The organism is Fannyhessea vaginae DSM 15829 (assembly GCF_000159235.2).
Classification (GTDB): domain Bacteria; phylum Actinomycetota; class Coriobacteriia; order Coriobacteriales; family Atopobiaceae; genus Fannyhessea; species Fannyhessea vaginae.
Genome location: NZ_ACGK02000001.1, coordinates 74,170 through 93,446 on the forward strand (window position 1 = coordinate 74,170; position 19,277 = coordinate 93,446).

Genomic DNA, 19,277 nt, shown 5'->3' on the forward strand with positions numbered 1-19,277 from the left:
TTCCATACGTCATACGTATTCTATTGCACGTATTGCACACCATGCACAATTCTGGCGCGCCAGTTCATAACTTTTCAGAGCTAATTTGCATAGCTAATTTTGCAACCTATCTTTTTGATTTATTTTGATTGCCATACAATTATTTCGACTATTTGAAGTATGACTTATTGAGCGGCGCGAAGTAAGACGCGTAAATTGCTGTATCGCGCGAGGTATCTCGCGTACACCCACCGCATGTAATTGAGCTTTATACATCGCAAGATAGTGAGGAATCTCGCTCGCTCTATCGTTTGTTTCCAGCAGCTTTAAAAGATAACACACAATATCCTCTCTAAGAGGCATTTGCGAGAAAGCTGACTGCATCACACGTAAAGCAAGCCGTATTCTTCCCTGTCTGCACGCAGCATTACTTACCAATATCGATACAGTGGCAAATAAGTTTTGGATTTCCTCACAACAGCCATAAAACTTACCATTCAAATCGTTGATTATAACGTCAATACCTGATCCAAATAATGTCAGTGCACGACATCCTTTATCTATCACAGCTTCATCGTTAAGTTCTTCATGCACAATACTTTTTGATAAGCGCACAAATATATCAACATCACAGGTAATTACGGCATCATCTAAAAAAACCATGCCTTCATTCTTATTAACACGTAAGGGATTTTGAGGTAGCTCCTTTGCATGCATGGCTTTACGAGCAGCACTCATGGTTTCATATAGCCTTACCATGCCATATTCAAAGTCGCAATCTCCCCAAATAGCAGTAATTAAATTATAACGATTAGAACGATGTTGTGGGCAAAGTGACAAATATCCTAAAAGCTGGTTAACATGGCGTTTTTGCAACAAACGTGTATCTTGAGCCACACCATCAACATAAACTGAAAACCGATTAAAACACTGAATATAGATGCGCTTTCCACATGAGAGTAGCTGTAGTTCATGCAAAGGCTCTAATTCCGAATGTAGATTCACCTTGTTGTCTTGTAAATCACTTGTCAATAAACCCTTATCCGGCGATATATCCATTTGCTTAAATTGAGGCTGCATAGATACCATTGTTTGTGGACCATCCCATGAAAAATCAACAAAGCAGGTTTTCATGAATTGCAAAAACGTTTTTTGCCACAAAAGCGGTGTGTTTTGCACAAGCACAGATACACAAGTTGGGAAAAGCTTGTACACCAGTGCATAAATCCACGACATATTTCTCGAAGGAATGCTTACGATGGGTTTAAGTGTGGTACTGCGCGATGGTATCGACCCTCTATCATCAAACCAATTGGTAGCATACAGTGAATATAAAACGAGGCTTACAAGGTCTTGAAAGAAACCTTCGCAGGAATTGATATCTTTTGTTTTAATGGGCTCTTTAGCAAGTAAACATGCACATATATACATAAAATATGCAACCTGTTGAATGTATGTTGCAGACGCTCCAGTAAAGCTGGTTGCCATGCTGAATCCTGCTTGAGCACGCGACAGCGCTTGCCTAAAATTTCCCTGTAAAAGATGGTGAATAGCATCTGCTATATAAAAAATAACTTCAAACGTTTTATTATCATGTTCATGTGCACATCGTATTGCCTGAGCACCTCGGGAAAAAACAGGTTTTAATGCAGACAGCATGGCAATAAGCTCATCACAATAACTTATATAAGTGTATAAAGACGAGTCCTTACCAAAAGCATATATACTTTTCTCACCACTTGAAGAAGGAAGAGCACCCTCGGGAGGAAGACCAAGCATAACATATGCATAATACCTGGTGTGACACTCCAAAACGTCAAATATAGTTTGTGGTACGCTCACATGTGTTTGTAAACTTGCTCTATGGAGTGCTTTAAGAAAATTACCCTGCACCAATTGCTTAACCATCTGTGTAATGTGATAAACCAAAGGTGCGCGAGATTTAGATAAACGCGGCAAACGTTTATGTTCGTCTAAAGCAAAGCGACAGTACTTCCTTATATATTCCAGCAAACGAACAACTTCTATATATGCATAGTATTCCTTCGTCTTCTTGGTAACATATGGTATTCTCTTGTGAGCTGTTTGCAGTATTGTTGCATGAGGTACTTGATTAGGATTCGTCAGCGTTGTTTGTGGTAGCGCAGCATTTGCAGCAGATGAGGTGCGGCGGCTAGATTGCTCTAAGTTTTCAGCTTCTTCTGCATCTCGTTTTACCGTATGCGCAACGCAAGCGCCCTTTAACTCGTGAGCCTCATTAACCAAGTTAGATTTATCCATATCCTTTAATAACAAATCTTCTTTCTTTTTTGAGGCCTCTGGAAGAAATTCATTGGTAAGTAAGTTATAAGCTTGCTTTAAAAATTGAAAGCTCCATGTTTTGGCATATGCATATTCGCAAGTTTTCAGTAAGAAACGTACGGCATTGGTTTGTCCTGACAAAATAAGACCATAACCTCGCTCAAGCAAAATTCCTATACATTCTTTAAGATATGCATCCTCTAAAAAAGACACACTTGATATATCGCAGGACGTAGAGATGAACTCACTTATAAGATTAAGCATGGTTGCACACCGTATATAAGAACCTCTTTGCGCAAGTTTAGAAGCAACTACCCAAATCAGTTCAGGATAATTCTTAAAATATTGAGCTAAGTGTTTGATAACTAACTGCCATAAACGATCATCACATAAACCCGCAACCTCAAAAGAAGATGTGTATAAATTAAATTCAATAAATCCATCCTCTAAAGACGTATATTTTTGAATATCGTTAGAATCTATATTAAGTTTTCTGCATATTGATTCAACTTCGGCTAAACGAGACGAACCCAAACTAAAAAGAAGCAATAACATAGGCACGTATGTTTGACATGCATTCTGATCCTTGCTCTGACAATGCTTTCCATAATCATTTATATAGAAAAGCATGTAGCTTGTAAGCGCTTTAAGATAAGACGATTTGTACGTATGAATATCGCAATCATGTTCTCTATCATGCAAAAGTGCGCAACCAAGCGCTGCAATCCCATGTGTAGCCTGTAAGATCCCTTTCGATTTGTTTGACGTTTTAGCCAGCAAATCAGGCTTATTGACAAGCTGGGCGAGTGGGTAAAGCTTTCTATAAAAATGCAAATATTGCGGCCTTGTTGCAATGAGAATACGGTTGTGTGCGTTATAAAGCAGAGAAGCCACTCGGATAAGCTGTTCATGTACCTGCTCATCATGGCTATAAACATGACTAAAAACAACAAAATATCGATGCGCTAAAAGATTCTTCTTTGAAAATTTATTGTATAAACGGATAAAAAAGTTAGAAAGATTTTCCTGCGCGCAAGATGACAGGTCAAAATGTACAGTCTCATAATTATTCTGCTCATAATAATGCATAAGTGTATCTGTAGAGAAAGTTTTTCCGCATCCATGAGCAGCACTGATAAGGAGAATGTGTCCACGGTTGGTGTCATCGGGTACGTACTTATCAAGCAAAGAAGTACTAGAGGGTAGTAAAATTGGATCAGAACTAAAAGCATAGTCATCACATGAGATAATAGAAATCTCAGAATGTTTTAATGTATCCGAATAATAACACATATCAATCATCTCCATTCAGCTATGGAAACCTATTTTTTGTAAGTTAGGGATTCTATTTAGAAAAACGAAAAGCCATAACTTGAATGAAAATAAAAGTAATCTGCAAGAAAAATGCAAGAGTAAATTGAAAGATTTTTTAGATTTTTGAATATTTTTATGCATGAGAGTTTCCCATGAAGGCGAAATTTAGAAAACTTGCAACAAACTTGCACAGATTTGAATAAAGACTTGCACAAAACACGTAAGATTAAAATTTTGAGGTAAATTTTTTGCAAGGATTAAAGCGGTGCAAAACAAAGCCTGGAGTGGGTCAAAAAAACAAGCATTGCTCAATAAATGACAAAAATACGAATATTTGTAATTCGGCAGGTGGTATTATTTAGTCGGTAGGCGGTATATATTTATGTTCGATAAAGACAAGATGAGGTTAAATCGACTATTCATATCAATCAAGATTTATAAACAAGAATGGTTGTATAGAAGAAAAGTTGAGCCAACAGTTCTAAACAAAATAACACCGTGAAAGTATCCGCGTAACCGAGCAAGACATTATGCGGCGGACCCGCGCCACAAAGGTGCAGACTTAAAGCCTCTACACATCCCCATGCCAAGCTTTAAAGCACTCTAAATAGCCTCATACAGGCATGAGAACACGCTAGGCAGCCTTATACGGATTAAAAAGGAAAAAACACAACAAACAACTTAAGCAGCCCGTATTCAAGCTTACATGAGCTTTGAATACATAGCAAAAATATATATCGAGGATAATAAAGATCTAAAAATAAAAGGTTGTCTCACACGCATCCAACCAGACACACACGATATACAAATGTCCCTCGTTGGTCAGCGACGTCCTGCTCTCCCACGGACTAACTCCGCAGTACCATCGGCGCTAGGGGGCTTAACTTCCGGGTTCGGAATGGGACCGGGTGTACCTCCCCTGCCAAAATCGCTGACCAACGAGGGACATTCAATTATCAATCAGAGCACATGAGCATGTACTCTGAGAGCTATACAGCATAACAATTGATTAGAAGACGCATATGATCTACATTGAATAGAAAAGAGCTCGACCGATTAGTACTTCTCGGCTAAGTGCGTTACCACACGTACACCTGAAGCCTATCACCTTGTTGTCTACAAGGGGTCTTACCAAAAGGAAAACTCATCTTGGGATGGGCTTCCCGCTTAGATGCTTTCAGCGGTTATCCCAACCGGACTCAGCTACCGGGCAATGCTATTGGTTAACAACCCGTACACCGGAGGTCCGTCCACCCCGGTCCTCTCGTACTAGGGGCAGCCTCCCTCAATTTTCCTACGCCCACGGAGGATAGGGACCGAACTGTCTCACGACGTTCTGAACCCAGCTCGCGTACCGCTTTAAATGGCGAACAGCCATACCCTTGGGACCTGCTCCAGCCCCAGGATGCGATGAGCCGACATCGAGGTGCCAAACCTTCCCGTCGATGTGGACTCTTGGGGAAGATCAGCCTGTTATCCCCGGAGTACCTTTTATCCGTTGAGCGACGGCCATTCCACTCTGAGCCGCCGGATCACTAGAACCTGGTTTCCCATCTGCTCGACTTGTTTGTCTCGCAGTTAAGCCTGCTTATGCTCTTGCACTCAAAAGGATGATTGCCGACCATCCTGAGCAGACCTTACGTGCGCCTCCGTTACATTTTAGGAGGCGACCGCCCCAGTCAAACTACCCACCTGACACGGTCCCCTTCCCGGATTACGGCGAAGGGTTAGGATGCCGAAACGTCGAGGGTGGTATTCCAAGGGTGACTCCCTGAAGACTGGCGTCTCCAGTTCACAGTCTCCCACCTATCCTCTACACGACGAACCGGCAGCCAATGTCAAGCTGCAGTAAAGGTTCACGGGGTCTTTCCGTCCTTCCGCGGGTAAGTCGCATCTTCACGACTAGTGCAATTTCACCGGGTCTATGGTTGAGACAGTGTCCAAATCGTTACGCCTTTCGTGCAGGTCGGAACTTACCCGACAAGGAATTTCGCTACCTTAGGACCGTTATAGTTACGGCCGCCGTTTACCGGGGCTTAGATTCGCTGCTTCGCAAATGCTAACAACTCCTCGTGACCTTCCGGCACCGGGCAGGCGTCAGACCCTATACGTCGTCTTACGACTTCAGCAGAGTCCTGTGTTTTTGATAAACAGTCGTTTGGACCTCTTTACTGTGACCACCAAAAGCTCAAAGAGTAAATCTTATCACCTAAGATGGCACCCCTTATCCCGAAGTTACGGGGTTATTTTGCCGAGTTCCTTAACCATAGTTCTCCCGATCGCCTTGGTATGTTCTACCCACCCACCTGTGTCGGTTTGCGGTACGGGCTCCTAGCAACTCCCTAGAGGTTTTTCTCGGAAGTATGGGCTCACTCACTTCGCTCAATCGTTTCGTCCTTCACCTCAGCTTTAATACAAGGCGCATTTCACTACCTTGTAGCCTACGTGATCTCACGGGGACATCCAGAACCCCGCTGAGCTACCCTTCTTCGTCACCCCATTGGTAATAATGTTGCGTCGGAGGTGCAGGAATATCTACCTGCTGTGCATCGACTACGCCTTCCGGCCTTGCCTTAGCTCCCGACTGACCCTGGGAGGATTAGCCTTGCCCAGGAAACCTTGGGTTTACGGCGGAGATGTTTTTCACATCTCTCTCGTTACTCATGCCAGCATTCTCACTTCCGGCCGGTCCACCATGGGTTACCCCACAGCTTCACTCCAGACGGAAAGCTCCTCTACCACTAGTAAAACTAGTCCGTCGCTTCGGTACTATGCTTAGCCCCGTATATTGTCGGCGCATGTTCACTCGACCAGTGAGCTATTACGCACTCTTTAAATGAATGGCTGCTTCTAAGCCAACATCCTGGTTGTCTGAGCAAACGCACATCCTTTGCCACTTAGCATAAATTTGGGGACCTTAGCGGACGGTCTGGGCTGTTTCCCTTTCGAACACACGGCTTAGCCCACATGTTCTGACTCCCGGATTCTAGACCATACGGCATTCGGAGTTTGGTTGATGTTGGTAGGCGGTGAAGCCCCCGCAATCATCCAGTGCTCTACCTCCGCAGGTAAACATCCGAGGCTAGCCCTAAAGCTATTTCGAGGAGAACGAGATATCTCCAAGTTTGATTGGCCTTTCACCCCTATCCACAAGTCATCCCCCCAGTTTTCAACCTAGGTGGGTTCGGCCCTCCACGGGGTCTTACCCCCGCTTCAGCCTGCTCATGGATAGATCACTTGGCTTCGCGTCTACGATGTGCGACTAAAACGCCCAATTAAGACTCGCTGTCGCTTCGGCTCGCTTTTTAGCTTAACCTTGCCACACACCGTAACTCGCTGGCTCATTCTACAAAAGGCACGCTGTCACAAGAAAAATCTTGCTCCAACTGCTTGTAAGCACACGGTTTCAGGTACTATTTCACTCCCCTTCCGGGGTGCTTTTCACCTTTCCCTCACGGTACTGGTTCACTATCGGTCACAGGAGAGTATTTAGGCTTGGAGGGTGGTCCCCCCAGATTCCCACCGGGTTTCACGTGTCCGGCAGTACTCAGGTATCACAAGACAGATTTCTTAGATTCGCGTACGGGGCTTTTACCCTATCTTGCCGGCCTTCCCAGACCGTTTTGCTTCTAAGAAATTTTCTTACTGTACAATTTGTGACCCTACAACCCCACAAGAGCTTTCGCAACCTGTGGTTTGGCCCTTATCCGCGTTCGCTCGCCACTACTAGCGGAATCTCGTTTGATTTATTTTCCTCTGGGTACTTAGATGTTTCAGTTCCCCAGGTTGTCTCAGATGCGTCTATGTGTTCAACGCACTGTAATAAGAAATGACTCTTATTAGGTTTACCCATTCGGAAATCTACGGGTCAAGCGGGTATGTGCCCCTAACCGTAGCTTATCGCAGCTTGTCACGTCCTTCATCGGCTTCCTGTGCCAAGGCATCCACCGTGTGCCCTTACCATCTTATCTATCAATGGTTTGGTACATACATACACTATCAATGATTTCTCATTGATGCGATCAGATGCGATCTTCTTCTTAAATAAGAAAATTATCGTTTGTTACGCTATACAGCTCTCAAGGTACACACAAGGCATTGAGCCCTGAAGACTGAACACTGTAATTGAAGATAAAAGATGATCAGCGAAATTTAACGGCAAGACACACTGTATAAAAGGTAATAACAATCTAGTAGAGCTTATTCTCCCTAGAAAGGAGGTGATCCAGCCGCACCTTCCGGTACGGCTACCTTGTTACGACTTCACCCCCCTTACCCTCCACACCTTCGGCGCCTCCCTCCCTTGCGGGTTAGGCCGACGACTTCGGGTGCAGACGACTCGGGTGGTGTGACGGGCGGTGTGTACAAGGCCCGGGAACGCATTCACCGCGGCGTGCTGATCCGCGATTACTAGCAACTCCGACTTCATGGAGGCGAGTTGCAGCCTCCAATCCGAACTGGGACCGGCTTTAGGGATTCGCTTCTGCTCGCGCAGTAGCAGCCCTCTGTGCCGGCCATTGTAGCACGTGTGCAGCCCAGGACATAAGGGGCATGATGACTTGACGTCGTCCCCACCTTCCTCCGGCTTAACGCCGGCGGTCTCGCATGGGTGCCCGGCCGAACCGCTGGCAACATGCGACAAGGGTTGCGCTCGTTGCGGGACTTAACCCAACATCTCACGACACGAGCTGACGACAGCCATGCACCACCTGTTTAGGCTCCTTTCGGCCACAGTGTTTCCACTGCTTCACCTAAATGTCAAGCCCTGGTAAGGTTCTTCGCGTTGCTTCGAATTAAGCCACATGCTCCGCTGCTTGTGCGGGCCCCCGTCAATTCCTTTGAGTTTTAGTCTTGCGACCGTACTCCCCAGGCGGGACACTTAATGCGTTAGCTGCGGCACGGAAAGTATAATCTCCCCACACCTAGTGTCCATCGTTTACAGCTAGGACTACCAGGGTATCTAATCCTGTTCGCTCCCCTAGCTTTCGCGCCTCAGCGTCAGTCATGGCCCAGAAGACCGCCTTCGCCACCGGTGTTCTTCCAAATATCTGCGCATTTCACCGCTACACTTGGAATTCCATCTTCCCCTACCAGACTCAAGCCTGCCGGTATCAGGAGCGGATAGGGGTTGAGCCCCCAGATTTAACTCCTGACCTAACAGACCGCCTACGCGCGCTTTACGCCCAATGAATCCGGATAACGCTTGCCCCCTACGTATTACCGCGGCTGCTGGCACGTAGTTAGCCGGGGCTTCTTCTGCAGGTACCGTCACCTTGCGGCCTCGTCCCTGCTGAAAGCGGTTTACAACCCGAAGGCCTTCATCCCGCACGCGGCGTCGCTGCATCAGGCTTTCGCCCATTGTGCAAGATTCCCCACTGCTGCCTCCCGTAGGAGTCTGGGCCGTGTCTCAGTCCCAATCTGGCCGGTCGGTCTCTCAACCCGGCTACCCATCATTGCCTTGGTAGGCCACTACCCCACCAACTAGCTAACAGGCCGCGGGCCCATCCTTTGCCGCCGGAGCTTTCCCATATTCGCCATGCGACAAATATGGAGTATCCGGTATTAACCTCGGTTTCCCGAGGCTATCCCAGTGCAAAGGGCAGGTTGCCCACGTGTTACTCAGCCGTTCGCCACTTTATACACATCCGAAGATGCTTTAACCGTTCGACTTGCATGTGTTAGGCGCGCCGCCAGCGTTCATCCTGAGCCAGGATCGAACTCTCCATTCAAAATGAAATAAACTGAATTGCTTCAGTTTTCAATCAAAATTAAGAAGTGTTTATCTTGCTCATATGATCGCTGATCTGGATTCGCTTGGTTCGAAAAAATTGACGTATAAATACTTATATAAATTCGAATTTGCTTAGCTATCTTTTATGATTTCTCAATCACAGTATCCAGTTTTCAAGGTTCAGTGTGCGCTCACGAGACAACGTAGCGTCTGTGCGGCGCGAGGAATTACTATACGCGAAACAATAGGCAATGTGTGCGAGAATTTAAGTCTTCACGTCATCGACACAATTAGGGAGGGAATGGCAGAAGCTAAGTGCTCCTAAAACCATTTAAGGTTGATAAATGCCTATGTTTTATCACGTAATGTATCTTTATTATACATGATCTTATATAAGTGGTTAGATTTATATTTGATACTTTGCTTAGGGACACGGCCAACGTATAACCAAGCTCTTTCAAACAAGGCAATTGTTTATCAATCTCCTTGGCAAAGTGTGTAGTCACTCAAGATAATGAAAACAGCTCACGTTGTGAGCTGTTTTCGGATACACCATCTATATATTATGTATAAGTCTTTGTATATGCTTACGAAAGATTAAACTCTTTAGTAATCTTATCTTCTTCTTTCCAACTTGATGAAATTTCAACTCGAATCGGGGCCTTTTTATCTTTTACTACAAACGCTTCGACATAACTAAACTTTCCGCCTGGTTGTATTTGCGTTTGGTAGTGATTTGCTTTAGAGTCATAGCCCTTTGGTTTGTGAACATACATAGCATGATTAGACACCGCCGTGCCGTTTTGGAAAACTTTAACGTTCCAATCAAAAGGATTGCTTGTCTTGTCCTTTTGATTATTGACTACTTCATACGTGACCAAAACGGTTGGATTACCGTCATAATCTTCGCCGGACAACTCGGCACCTTTAATTGTCACATGATATTTTCCATTATCAATTTCGCCTTCGGAAGCATCTTTGTTATCGCTTTTGTTATCCTGGCTTTTTTCTTCATTTCCTGCCGAATCATCCTTTTGAGCTTTTTCGCTATCGTTATTGGATGTTGATGTGGTAGCTGTCTTGGTATGAGATGTAGTGGTAGCTTGCTTTAAGACCTCGCCATAAAGCGACTGAGTTGCCAACATTATGGCAAAACCAACTATAGAAGTAATAAGTCCCGCATAAGCTATGCCACGACCACGAACTTTATGATGCTTAATGCCAACAAAAGCTACAATCGCAAATACCAAACCTAAAATAGAAAAGAGAAAAGTAATGTTATTTATAATGGGGATCCATGAAATCACAAGTGCAAGAATACCCATCACAAGAGAAGTAACACCCATTGCGCTTAAAGGCAGTGAGGCAGTGGCGTTGTTTTTCTTGGATCCCACAACTGGATCATGGGACAGAGAATCTTGATTAAACGAATGAGTAGCCATGGCGGCCTCCTTATCGCGTTGTTCTTAAACATTTTGCGGAAACTCATGAGAAACTTAGAAAAAGTGTACCCCCCCCCCCGCTTACAAAAGTCAAGAGAAATAATCTTGAGATACGAGGTGAGGCAATAAAACTCTTGATGAGTTATGCATTGTTACCGAAAGTACCAAAATGTCGAAAACATTAACGCTTTTCTATAATCGTATTTATGGCGGCTTGAACAGCTTGATATCTGTCTTTATTGGAATGCGCAGCTAAACAGATAATTAAATATCTTTTGCCATTATTCTCGTACAGGGCAATGATATTATAAGAAGAAGCAAATGTTCCCGTTTTTACACCTTTGATGTACCTGTTGTAAAACAGCGACTCTTTATCTAAAAACTCATTAGTATTTTTCCAGGTAAAATTGCCTTGTTTTGTTGTAATGGTAAATGAGCTCTCTCCCATGCACTCTTTGACAAAATCGTAATCGAGCAGTTTAAGCGTCACCCTATTGATGTCATCCAAATTGGTAGTGGCCTGCATAGAAAATCCACTTGGGTCATAGAGATCTGTTTTGCCATAGCCCTCACGCGCTAAATAGGTTCTCAGTGATTTTACAAAATGATTGATATATTCTTTTGCGCTATGACCTGCGCCTAAATCCATTTTGCCGATATTATATGCCATAACATAGGCCGCATCGTTTCCAGATGGAACAAGCATCGCCTGCATAATTTGCTTTGCAGTATACGTTCCACGCGTTAGATTAGCCATCGATGAACCCGCAGGCACAAGTTTAAGTGTTTCGTCGTTGGCTTCAAAAACGTCATCAAGCTTAACCTTACTAAGCGCATAATCTATGGCAAAAAGTTTTGACAGGCTTGCAACGGTTGGCTCCTGACCCGCTCCTTCATAAAACAAGTAGGTGTTCGCATTCATGTCATACACCGAAAAAGCAAGGGCATCATCAGGGATTTTAAGTTGTTTAGTATTTACAATAAAATCGATTTTATCGCTAACGTTTCTTACAATACTTGACTGAAAAATTCTGTTCCTTAAGAGCCCGAATATAACAAAAAGCATCGCAAAAACTATAACGCACACGATTAGCAGCGTGTTTCGTTTGTTTTTGCTTTGCTTTTCCATAACTTGTCTCCTATTGAAGCGGCGGCGTTTGCGGTGTTTGGGTCGCGTGCTTCGCGCGCGCAGCTTAGATTTCTTGCAGCGCTTGAATCGCCTACACCGCTTGGATTGCACGCACCGTTTACAAAGTTAACAACATTATATACAAATATATATATATTAGTTCATCTCTTTCTTTCCAAAACGCGTTACGGAGACCCAAAATACACCTGCAGAAATCGCAATGGCGCATGGCAAAAACGGAACGAGCGAAACACCATCACCTATTCCCATGGACGTTACCGCATGTAAAGACCGAGAAACCAAATAGCCGCTATAACAATAGGGGTATGCCAACCAAAGCGGAGTATTTGCTGCTAAAACGCCCGGAATGACTAGAAGAATATTTAACCCAATGGACAACAACGACTTTTCAAAAAGCACCGTAATTGCCCACATAACGGTAAGGCTTGGAATCATAGTTAAAAACAAGATGCAACACCAATTCAAAAGGTACATCACAGGAAGCGTTTCAGTAATTCCAGTGCTCATGGTTGCAAAAAGACCAGCTATAACAAATACCGCAAAAAATACCGCGATTTCCATAAACAAATAAAACACCAGCACACAAAATTTTGCAGCAGAAAGAGCACGGCGGCTTAAGGGCAACGCCAACATTTTTAATATCCCGTTATGCGCTGTTTCTCGTCCTGCAATCATCACGCAAATAACAATCATACTCAGCGGCAGCAAATAATACGAATAAATCAATGCGCTTTGAATAAACATAGCTGCCCAAGCGTTTGTATATTCAGGCGTAAAGTATCTGTGAAGACTAGCTACGCCAGATGAAACCACCAGAAGCGGAGCAATAAAAATCAAAGGAATAATTTTACTGCGCTTTACTTTTATAAATTCAATGCTAAGCAGGTTCCAAAAGTTCATTTCTATACCTCCTATTCGTAATGCACATGTTGAGCTGTCCACACGCCAGCATATAAAAACAGAATTGTTTCAACAAGCGAGGCAATCACAATCCCCATATGAGGCGCAGCACTCATAGCAACAGCAGGTTTTAGCATAATTACAAAAGGAGAAATCATAAAAAGCATCATGTCTGACGAAGCTACAGCCATGCTACTTAAAAAGCCTGCCACACCAATTCCTAGTGTCATCCACATATTTTCAAATCGCGACGAAATGAGAAGCATAAAAGACAACACCGGCATGGAAGTAATAAACGAATAACCCCCAAAAGATATAAGTGTAGATAACTCAAAGGCACCCTGCGGTAAATCGGTCATGCCAATATATGCAAGTGCTAAATTCTGGAGAAAAATAGCAAGCAAGAGTAGCGCGGTCAGGAGCAAGAATTTACATAGATACATGCAAGGTACGCTCATGGGGAGCATATGCATCTTTTTAACAGCATTTCCCTTAAATTCCATGTTATACATAATGCATGCCGCAACGATCACACCAAACATGTTTAATACCATGATCATGCCGTAAAGCTGCGTAAGAAGAATATCCATAGGAGCTAAAGGTAAGCTTAATAACGTGTCTTTTCTCACAACAAAATTTACAAAGGCATAAGCCGCACCCATAATACCCACCGCAAGCATAAGGGGGATAAAACCCGTCCTTTTGCTTTTCTTAAGTTCAATTACAAACGTTTTCATAACTTTGCCCTCTGCTTTTTGCGCAAGTTGTCACTCTCAATCATAGACAGAAACATCTCTTCCAAATTATCGGCAGCAAAGCCAGAACGCAGAGCATACTGGCGCAAGTCATCCAAACTGCCCTCAAATAACAAACGTCCGTGATTAAGTATTCCAATATCATCTGCCATGAGTTCAATTTCGGAGAGCATATGAGAAGAAATAAGAATCGTACAATCGTAAAGACTGGGTAGTGACTTAATCAAATTGCGGATTTCGTGAATACCAGCAGGATCAAGTCCATTTGTTGGCTCATCCAAAATCAGAATAGGCGGCCTACCAAGCAGCGCTCCTGCAAGTCCTAATCGCTGTTTCATGCCAAGTGAATATTGCTTTGCCAAACGATCGCCAAACTCAGAAAGACTCACCAACTCTAGCGCGTCTTCAACTGCGCATTGGGGAAGCCCTAAGATACGTCGAATGATATCAAGATTTTCTCTACCGGTTAGATTAGCGTAGAACGACGGGGATTCAATAAATGATCCTATTTCCTTCAAAATGGGTATACGGTCTGCAGGAAAATGCTTCCCATCTATGGTAAAAGTGCCTTGTGTGGGAGCTGTAAGCCCCAAAAGCATTTTCATAGTGGTAGATTTTCCCGCCCCATTTGGACCAAGAAAGCCGTAAATGCTTCCTTTGCGGATATGAAGTGAAACGTTGTTAACAGCTATAAATGATTTATATCTTTTTGTAAGCTGTTGTGTTGTAACAATATTGTTCATAGCAATATCTCCTTTCTGAGGTTTATGATATTGCACCAACCTTGCAACAACATTCGCTCTACCTTACATCTACCTTACGTTTTATAAGGCGTTCAACAAAATGTATACGTACATGGCATAATAGAAGCAAAGGAGGCTTTGCTATGAATCGGGATGATTATTTGCTGAATAAGCACGTGTTGCTTGTTGATGATGAGGAAGAGCTGTTACATATGGTTGTATCCATCCTCAACGAATACGGGTTTCGCCATATAACAGCGGTTCAAACCATGAAAGACGCGGTAGACGTGGCTAAAAAATTCCCTCCAGAATTAGCAATCCTTGATGTGATGCTTCCTGATGGAAATGGATTTGATCTTATGAAGTGCCTCAAACAATATAGTGATTGTCCTGTTTTGTTTCTCACTGCTTGCGGTGAAGACGAGGACAAATTTAAGGGATTTAACCTAGGTGCCGATGATTATGTGGTAAAACCGTTTCTACCAAAAGAACTCATGTTTCGTATCATGGCAATATTAAGAAGAAGTTACAAGGGCGAAAGCCCAGTTGTAAAGCTAAAAAACAGTCTGCTTGATTTTTCGGCTGCAGAAGTAATAAAAGACGCCAAGCATATTCCGCTGACTGCAAAAGAGTATGATTTACTTTCTGCCTTATACCGCAATGCAGGACGCATTATAACCATTGATGCGTTGTGTGAGGCGGCGTGGGGCGACAATCCTTTTGGATACGAAAATTCTTTAATGGCACATATACGTCGTATTAGAGAAAAAATTGAGCGTAATCCATCGCAGCCTGTTTCGCTCATAACGGTTAAGGGATTGGGCTATAAGCTGATTGTGGAAGAGAAGTAGGATGAAAAGCATACCAAAACTCATAAAACGATTTATAGGTATTTTTCTGCTTAGCTCGGTACTTATTTTAGCTATAAACATCATTGCGTTTGCTGTACTGATGGCAAATCAAATCCCCCATAAAGAGACGTCTCCGTATAATATTGCAAAAGAAGCTGGAAAAGCACTCCACGTATCTGCAAACGGAGATTTTACACTCCCTGAGCACATGAGCACTAAACTGAAAGACGCCCATGCATGGGCAATTTTAATTGATAATGACACCTCGCGCGTTGTATGGAAAACAAAAAATGTTCCCTCTACTATTCCTGCAAGCTATACACTCTCCGATATAGCTCAGTTAAGCGTGGGATATCTTAAAGGATACCCCACATATACGGGCGAAAACGAACGAGGCGTGGTTGTTGTAGGTTTCCCACACAATAGTTTTTGGAAACACACAACACCAAGTTGGAACTACAGTTTAATTTCAAATTCTCCGCAGATCGTTTTAGGTGTTTTATGTATCAACATCTGCCTTGTCCTTGGAATTTATGTAATAGCCAATATGAAACTCCTTAAATCGGTCAATCCAATTATTAAGGGCATACAACGCCTGTCCACAGCCGAGCGTGTCCACATTCCAGAAACAGGAGCGCTTTCAGAAATATCTGCTCATATCAACTCAACATCCGATGTTTTACAACAACAAAAAGAACAATTACGAAAAAAGGAAATGGCGCGTGCAAATTGGATAGCAGGTGTTTCCCACGATATTCGCACGCCTTTATCTATGGTCATGGGATATGCTGGTCAGTTAGCGAGCTCTTCTTGTCTTGAAACAGAAGATCGAAAAAAATCGAACATGATCATGAAGCAAAGCGAACGCATGAAAAATTTAATCAATGACCTTAATCTTGCTTCAAAGCTTGAATATAACATGCAGCCAATTAAGAAAAAAGAGGAAAACGCCGTTAGCGTTGTTCGTCAAGTTGTTGTTGATTTCATAAACATGGATATGCAGGGCGAATTTGAAATCGTTTGGGAAACAGACGAGAGTCTTACAACTTGCAATATTTTTGCAGATAAGGACTTATTAAAGCGAGCAATCTCAAATCTTATGTGGAATAGCATCACCCATAACGAAAGCGGGTGCACAATTTATGTGTCTGTGAGCGCAAATCGCAATAATTGCATGATTTGTGTTGAAGATAATGGCATAGGAGTCTCAGATGAAAAGCTCAAACAGCTTAATCACACACCTCATTATATGATCTGTGATACAAGTACCACCGAACAGCGCCATGGCTTAGGGCTTTTGATTGTAGAACAGATTGTCGATGCGCATAATGGAAGAACGTCCATAAGCAAAAGTAAGCACGGCGGCTTTATGACTACCTTAACACTGCCGCAGATAGAGGTAAAAAGTTCTTATTCAGGCTTTGCACGTTCCTAAAAACCCATAAACAACAGGCAATACAAACCTATAGAAGATAAAATATACGTAATAGCCACTGTTAGAAAAAAGCCTCTACATAAGCCGCGTTTAGTATCAACAAAATACCTTCCATAACCAAGCGCGCACGCCACGCATAAAGACAGACTTTGAACAAGTGTTACCTCGTAAGAAACTCCACATATCGATAAAACCTGTGGCACCAATATGGCACCTATAAGAGAGCTTATCAACAAAAGCGCTGATGTACTAAACGTAAATGGAACAAATCCTGCAGACGCTGTTTGTTCTTCTACCATATCATTACGTATCACTCCATGAAACTTAACAGCAGCGCTTGCTGTAGTGGATGGCGAAGATACGTGCTGGGCATGCTTGTGTGCAGTGTCCCTATGCAAGTTATTGTTACGAGATTTACGAGCTTTTTGAGAAGATTTACGGTTATAAGACATCGAGAACTCCAGAATTGGTAGGAATGGGACAAGGTGTTACGTTACCCAAAACAACAGAACACTTAGCACCAGTCACGCGAGGCACATTGGAAGCTCTGCCGTGCAGAGTTTCATTGCCCATAAGAGCAAAAGCGATTGCTTCTTTTGCGTCACTTGAATAGCCTAAATCGTGCTGCGAACATACCATAACACCTGGCAACATATTATCAAGCATGCTCATAAGCGTCTTATTATGAGCGCCTCCCCCAGATACAATGAGCTGGTCTTTGCAAGGTTGCTGTGCAAAATGAGGCTTTACAAAATGCTTGTATGCTTCTGCAATGCAAAATGCACTATAGTGCGTAAATGTGTACAGCACATCATAAGCATACTCAGATTTTAATAGCGCGTCAGTCGCATTTAAGATATTGCATTGACGCAAAAGCGATCGGGTATATTGAGCGCCAAACATCTCTCTCCCTGTGCTTTTTGGAGGATTTTGCTCATAAAACTTGTTATCACACAGACGCTGCCACAACTGGGGATTTAGATTTCCTCGTGCAGCAAGTTGTCCCCCTTCATCAAACTCACAACCAAAAAAGACTCGACATACCTCGTCTATCATCATGTTTCCCGGACCACAATCAAAAGCAAACACGTCGTCTATCTGAGCTTTTGCCTTAAGTGCGGTAATGTTAGAAATTCCGCCAATATTTACAAGTGCTCGATTAGTAGAATCTTTTGCATACAAAACAAGTTCAGAATAAGGAACAAGCGGAGCACCTTGCCCGCCCGCTGCCATATCCATAGAACGAAAATCACTGACAACAGTTGTTTGGCATTCCCAAGCTATAATTGCGCTGTTGCCAAGCTGTAAAGTTGACGAATACGTGCAAGAATTGCTATCGTGCGAATTTGGCGCATGCCAAACAGTTTGTCCATGACTTGCAATAAAACGCAAATCCTTAGACGCAATATGTGCTCGTTTAAGGGCTTCTTGAACACTGTGCGCAAAAAGATACCCAAGCTCGCTATGCAATGAACTAAGCTGTGATGTTGTTGCTTTATCAAGACAGGCGCGCATAATATGCTGTTTAGTGTCCAAAGGCATGGGAAATGTATAAAACGATATAAGACGACAGGTAGTAGCCAAACCCACACCATCAATATCAACAAGTGCAACGTCTATTCCGTCCAAACTAGTCCCGCTCATAATACCCGCGGCAATCATGAGGTTCCTCCTCTGTATACACTCCTAAAACGCTTTATTAATTGATGCGATCTAATTCTTCCTTAAGCAACAAACAAGCACCAACATCAGGTTCTCTTAGTGGTTTACGCAACTTACAGTAGGAAGGAAGAGCCTGACTCAGTGGTTCAAGCACAAGACCTCCTGCCTTAAATACGCCACCAACATAGCTTATGTTGATATTTGAAGCACCGCTCGATAGCTCCCGAGAGTTATCGCATATATCAAGCTGAAAGCCAAGCTTTTGTATGAGTGCTTTAACATGCAACACATAGTGAGAAATGGCCGTATGTATAATACGCTCTGCACAAATATCATGCTGCGCGGCAGCCTTAAAAACAATTGGAGCAAGACGGGCAAGCTCCGTGCGAGAGCCCGTCTTAGGATTTTGTACATAAGATATGAGATTAAAATCATCTGTGCAAGAAAGGTGTGCGCGGACAAGACTATATAGCAACGTTCGATCTTGACGTCCATCACTTTGAGCAGAAAATTCTCTCAGAAGCTCTTTCGCTATCCAATAACCACTACCTTCGTCACCTATAAGAGGTCCCCAACCACCTACACGAGCTGATTTGTGATGATGCTTCCCGTAGGCAATTGAACCAGTTCCAGCTATAAGAATAATCCCGTCTTGCAGTCCAAGAGAAGCAGCATGGGCAGCTTCAACGTCACTGACGAGCTTATAAACGTGTCCAGCTGCAATACGAGAAACTCTTCGCTCAATTTCTGCGCGTACTTCGGGTACTGACCCATATCCTGCAAGGCCAAGACCTATACCATAATTCTCGTCTTGTGGTATCAGACCTTTGGCGTGTTCTATACCCTCTGTTAAAACACGCTCAAGGCCATCAAAGCCTACCTGAGCATAGTGCATGGTAGAAAGCACAAACGCTGAGGCAACTGGTGCCAGCTCATTATTGTATACCGTAAAAGCTGTTTTAGTTCCGCCACCATCAACGCCAATGTACCACATGTTTTGCACACCTCAATTTT

Annotated in this window: 11 protein-coding genes and 3 rRNA genes; 2 read left to right on the top strand and 12 right to left on the bottom strand. The window is 43.4% G+C overall.

Annotation, left to right across the window (positions count from 1 at the left end; translation table 11 throughout):
* Positions 1–93 precede the first annotated feature (93 nt).
* From HMPREF0091_RS00300 to HMPREF0091_RS00340, 9 genes are all read right to left on the bottom strand, one after another.
* On the bottom strand, positions 94–3,573 hold the full coding sequence (locus HMPREF0091_RS00300) for a hypothetical protein (protein WP_010241338.1): 3,480 nt from the start codon (positions 3,571–3,573) through the stop codon (positions 94–96).
* 841 nt (positions 3,574–4,414) lie between these two features.
* Positions 4,415–4,530: ribosomal RNA gene (gene rrf, locus HMPREF0091_RS00305) — 5S ribosomal RNA — on the bottom strand.
* Positions 4,531–4,630: 100 nt separating this feature from the next.
* Positions 4,631–7,565: ribosomal RNA gene (locus HMPREF0091_RS00310) — 23S ribosomal RNA — on the bottom strand.
* Positions 7,566–7,807: 242 nt separating this feature from the next.
* Positions 7,808–9,323 (bottom strand): 16S ribosomal RNA (locus tag HMPREF0091_RS00315).
* Together the 16S, 23S and 5S rRNA genes form the textbook arrangement of a ribosomal RNA operon.
* A gap of 589 nt (positions 9,324–9,912) precedes the next feature.
* The gene (locus HMPREF0091_RS00320) at positions 9,913–10,767 is read right to left on the bottom strand and encodes a DUF5067 domain-containing protein (protein WP_006302172.1); all 855 of its coding nucleotides are present in this window, start codon (positions 10,765–10,767) and stop codon (positions 9,913–9,915) included.
* A 181-nt stretch (positions 10,768–10,948) separates the two neighbouring features.
* Positions 10,949–11,896 carry a D-alanyl-D-alanine carboxypeptidase family protein gene (locus tag HMPREF0091_RS00325; protein ID WP_006302173.1) on the bottom strand — a complete coding sequence of 316 codons (948 nt, stop codon included), beginning with the start codon at positions 11,894–11,896 and terminating at the stop codon, positions 10,949–10,951.
* A gap of 156 nt (positions 11,897–12,052) precedes the next feature.
* Positions 12,053–12,817, bottom strand: a complete 765-nt coding sequence (locus HMPREF0091_RS00330) for an ABC transporter permease (RefSeq protein ID WP_006302174.1) — start codon at positions 12,815–12,817, stop codon at positions 12,053–12,055.
* Between the two features lie 11 nt (positions 12,818–12,828).
* Complete coding sequence (locus HMPREF0091_RS00335; protein WP_006302175.1) at positions 12,829–13,554, bottom strand: ABC transporter permease; 726 nt, start codon at positions 13,552–13,554, stop codon at positions 12,829–12,831.
* Positions 13,551–14,315 carry an ABC transporter ATP-binding protein gene (locus HMPREF0091_RS00340; RefSeq protein ID WP_010241598.1) on the bottom strand — a complete coding sequence of 255 codons (765 nt, stop codon included), beginning with the start codon at positions 14,313–14,315 and terminating at the stop codon, positions 13,551–13,553. The genes HMPREF0091_RS00335 and HMPREF0091_RS00340 overlap by 4 nt, the downstream gene beginning before the upstream one ends.
* Positions 14,316–14,458: 143 nt before the next feature.
* Between HMPREF0091_RS00340 and HMPREF0091_RS00345 the strand changes: the two genes are divergently transcribed.
* A complete protein-coding gene (locus HMPREF0091_RS00345) occupies positions 14,459–15,166 on the top strand; it encodes a response regulator transcription factor (protein WP_006302177.1) in 708 nt (235 codons plus the stop codon).
* Position 15,167: 1 nt separating this feature from the next.
* The gene (locus tag HMPREF0091_RS00350) at positions 15,168–16,601 is read left to right on the top strand and encodes a sensor histidine kinase (protein WP_006302178.1); all 1,434 of its coding nucleotides are present in this window, start codon (positions 15,168–15,170) and stop codon (positions 16,599–16,601) included.
* Here HMPREF0091_RS00350 and HMPREF0091_RS00355 read toward each other — a convergent pair.
* Genes HMPREF0091_RS00355 through HMPREF0091_RS00365 form a run of 3 tightly spaced genes read right to left on the bottom strand, consistent with a single transcriptional unit; the run spans position 16,598 to position 19,257 of the window.
* Entirely contained in the window at positions 16,598–17,053 is a 456-nt protein-coding gene (locus tag HMPREF0091_RS00355; protein ID WP_006302179.1) for a hypothetical protein, read from the bottom strand. The genes HMPREF0091_RS00350 and HMPREF0091_RS00355 overlap by 4 nt on opposite strands.
* Complete coding sequence (gene anmK, locus HMPREF0091_RS00360) at positions 17,043–18,263, bottom strand: anhydro-N-acetylmuramic acid kinase AnmK (RefSeq protein ID WP_006302180.1); 1,221 nt, start codon at positions 18,261–18,263, stop codon at positions 17,043–17,045. The genes HMPREF0091_RS00355 and anmK overlap by 11 nt, the downstream gene beginning before the upstream one ends.
* 37 nt (positions 18,264–18,300) lie before the next feature.
* Complete coding sequence (locus HMPREF0091_RS00365) at positions 18,301–19,257, bottom strand: N-acetylglucosamine kinase (RefSeq protein WP_006302181.1); 957 nt, start codon at positions 19,255–19,257, stop codon at positions 18,301–18,303.
* Positions 19,258–19,277: the final 20 nt, after the last annotated feature.

What these genes read in the sequence shown, in the direction of transcription:
- HMPREF0091_RS00300 (WP_010241338.1), bottom strand. Translation starts at nt 3,573, where the DNA reads ATGTGTTATTATTCGGATACATTAAAACATTCTGAGATTTCTATTATC.
- HMPREF0091_RS00320 (WP_006302172.1), bottom strand. Translation starts at nt 10,767, where the DNA reads ATGGCTACTCATTCGTTTAATCAAGATTCTCTGTCCCATGATCCAGTT.
- HMPREF0091_RS00325 (WP_006302173.1), bottom strand. Translation starts at nt 11,896, where the DNA reads ATGGAAAAGCAAAGCAAAAACAAACGAAACACGCTGCTAATCGTGTGC.
- HMPREF0091_RS00330 (WP_006302174.1), bottom strand. Translation starts at nt 12,817, where the DNA reads ATGAACTTTTGGAACCTGCTTAGCATTGAATTTATAAAAGTAAAGCGC.
- HMPREF0091_RS00335 (WP_006302175.1), bottom strand. Translation starts at nt 13,554, where the DNA reads ATGAAAACGTTTGTAATTGAACTTAAGAAAAGCAAAAGGACGGGTTTT.
- HMPREF0091_RS00340 (WP_010241598.1), bottom strand. Translation starts at nt 14,315, where the DNA reads ATGAACAATATTGTTACAACACAACAGCTTACAAAAAGATATAAATCA.
- HMPREF0091_RS00345 (WP_006302177.1), top strand. Translation starts at nt 14,459, where the DNA reads ATGAATCGGGATGATTATTTGCTGAATAAGCACGTGTTGCTTGTTGAT.
- HMPREF0091_RS00350 (WP_006302178.1), top strand. Translation starts at nt 15,168, where the DNA reads ATGAAAAGCATACCAAAACTCATAAAACGATTTATAGGTATTTTTCTG.
- HMPREF0091_RS00355 (WP_006302179.1), bottom strand. Translation starts at nt 17,053, where the DNA reads ATGTCTTATAACCGTAAATCTTCTCAAAAAGCTCGTAAATCTCGTAAC.
- anmK (WP_006302180.1), bottom strand. Translation starts at nt 18,263, where the DNA reads ATGATTGCCGCGGGTATTATGAGCGGGACTAGTTTGGACGGAATAGAC.
- HMPREF0091_RS00365 (WP_006302181.1), bottom strand. Translation starts at nt 19,257, where the DNA reads ATGTGGTACATTGGCGTTGATGGTGGCGGAACTAAAACAGCTTTTACG.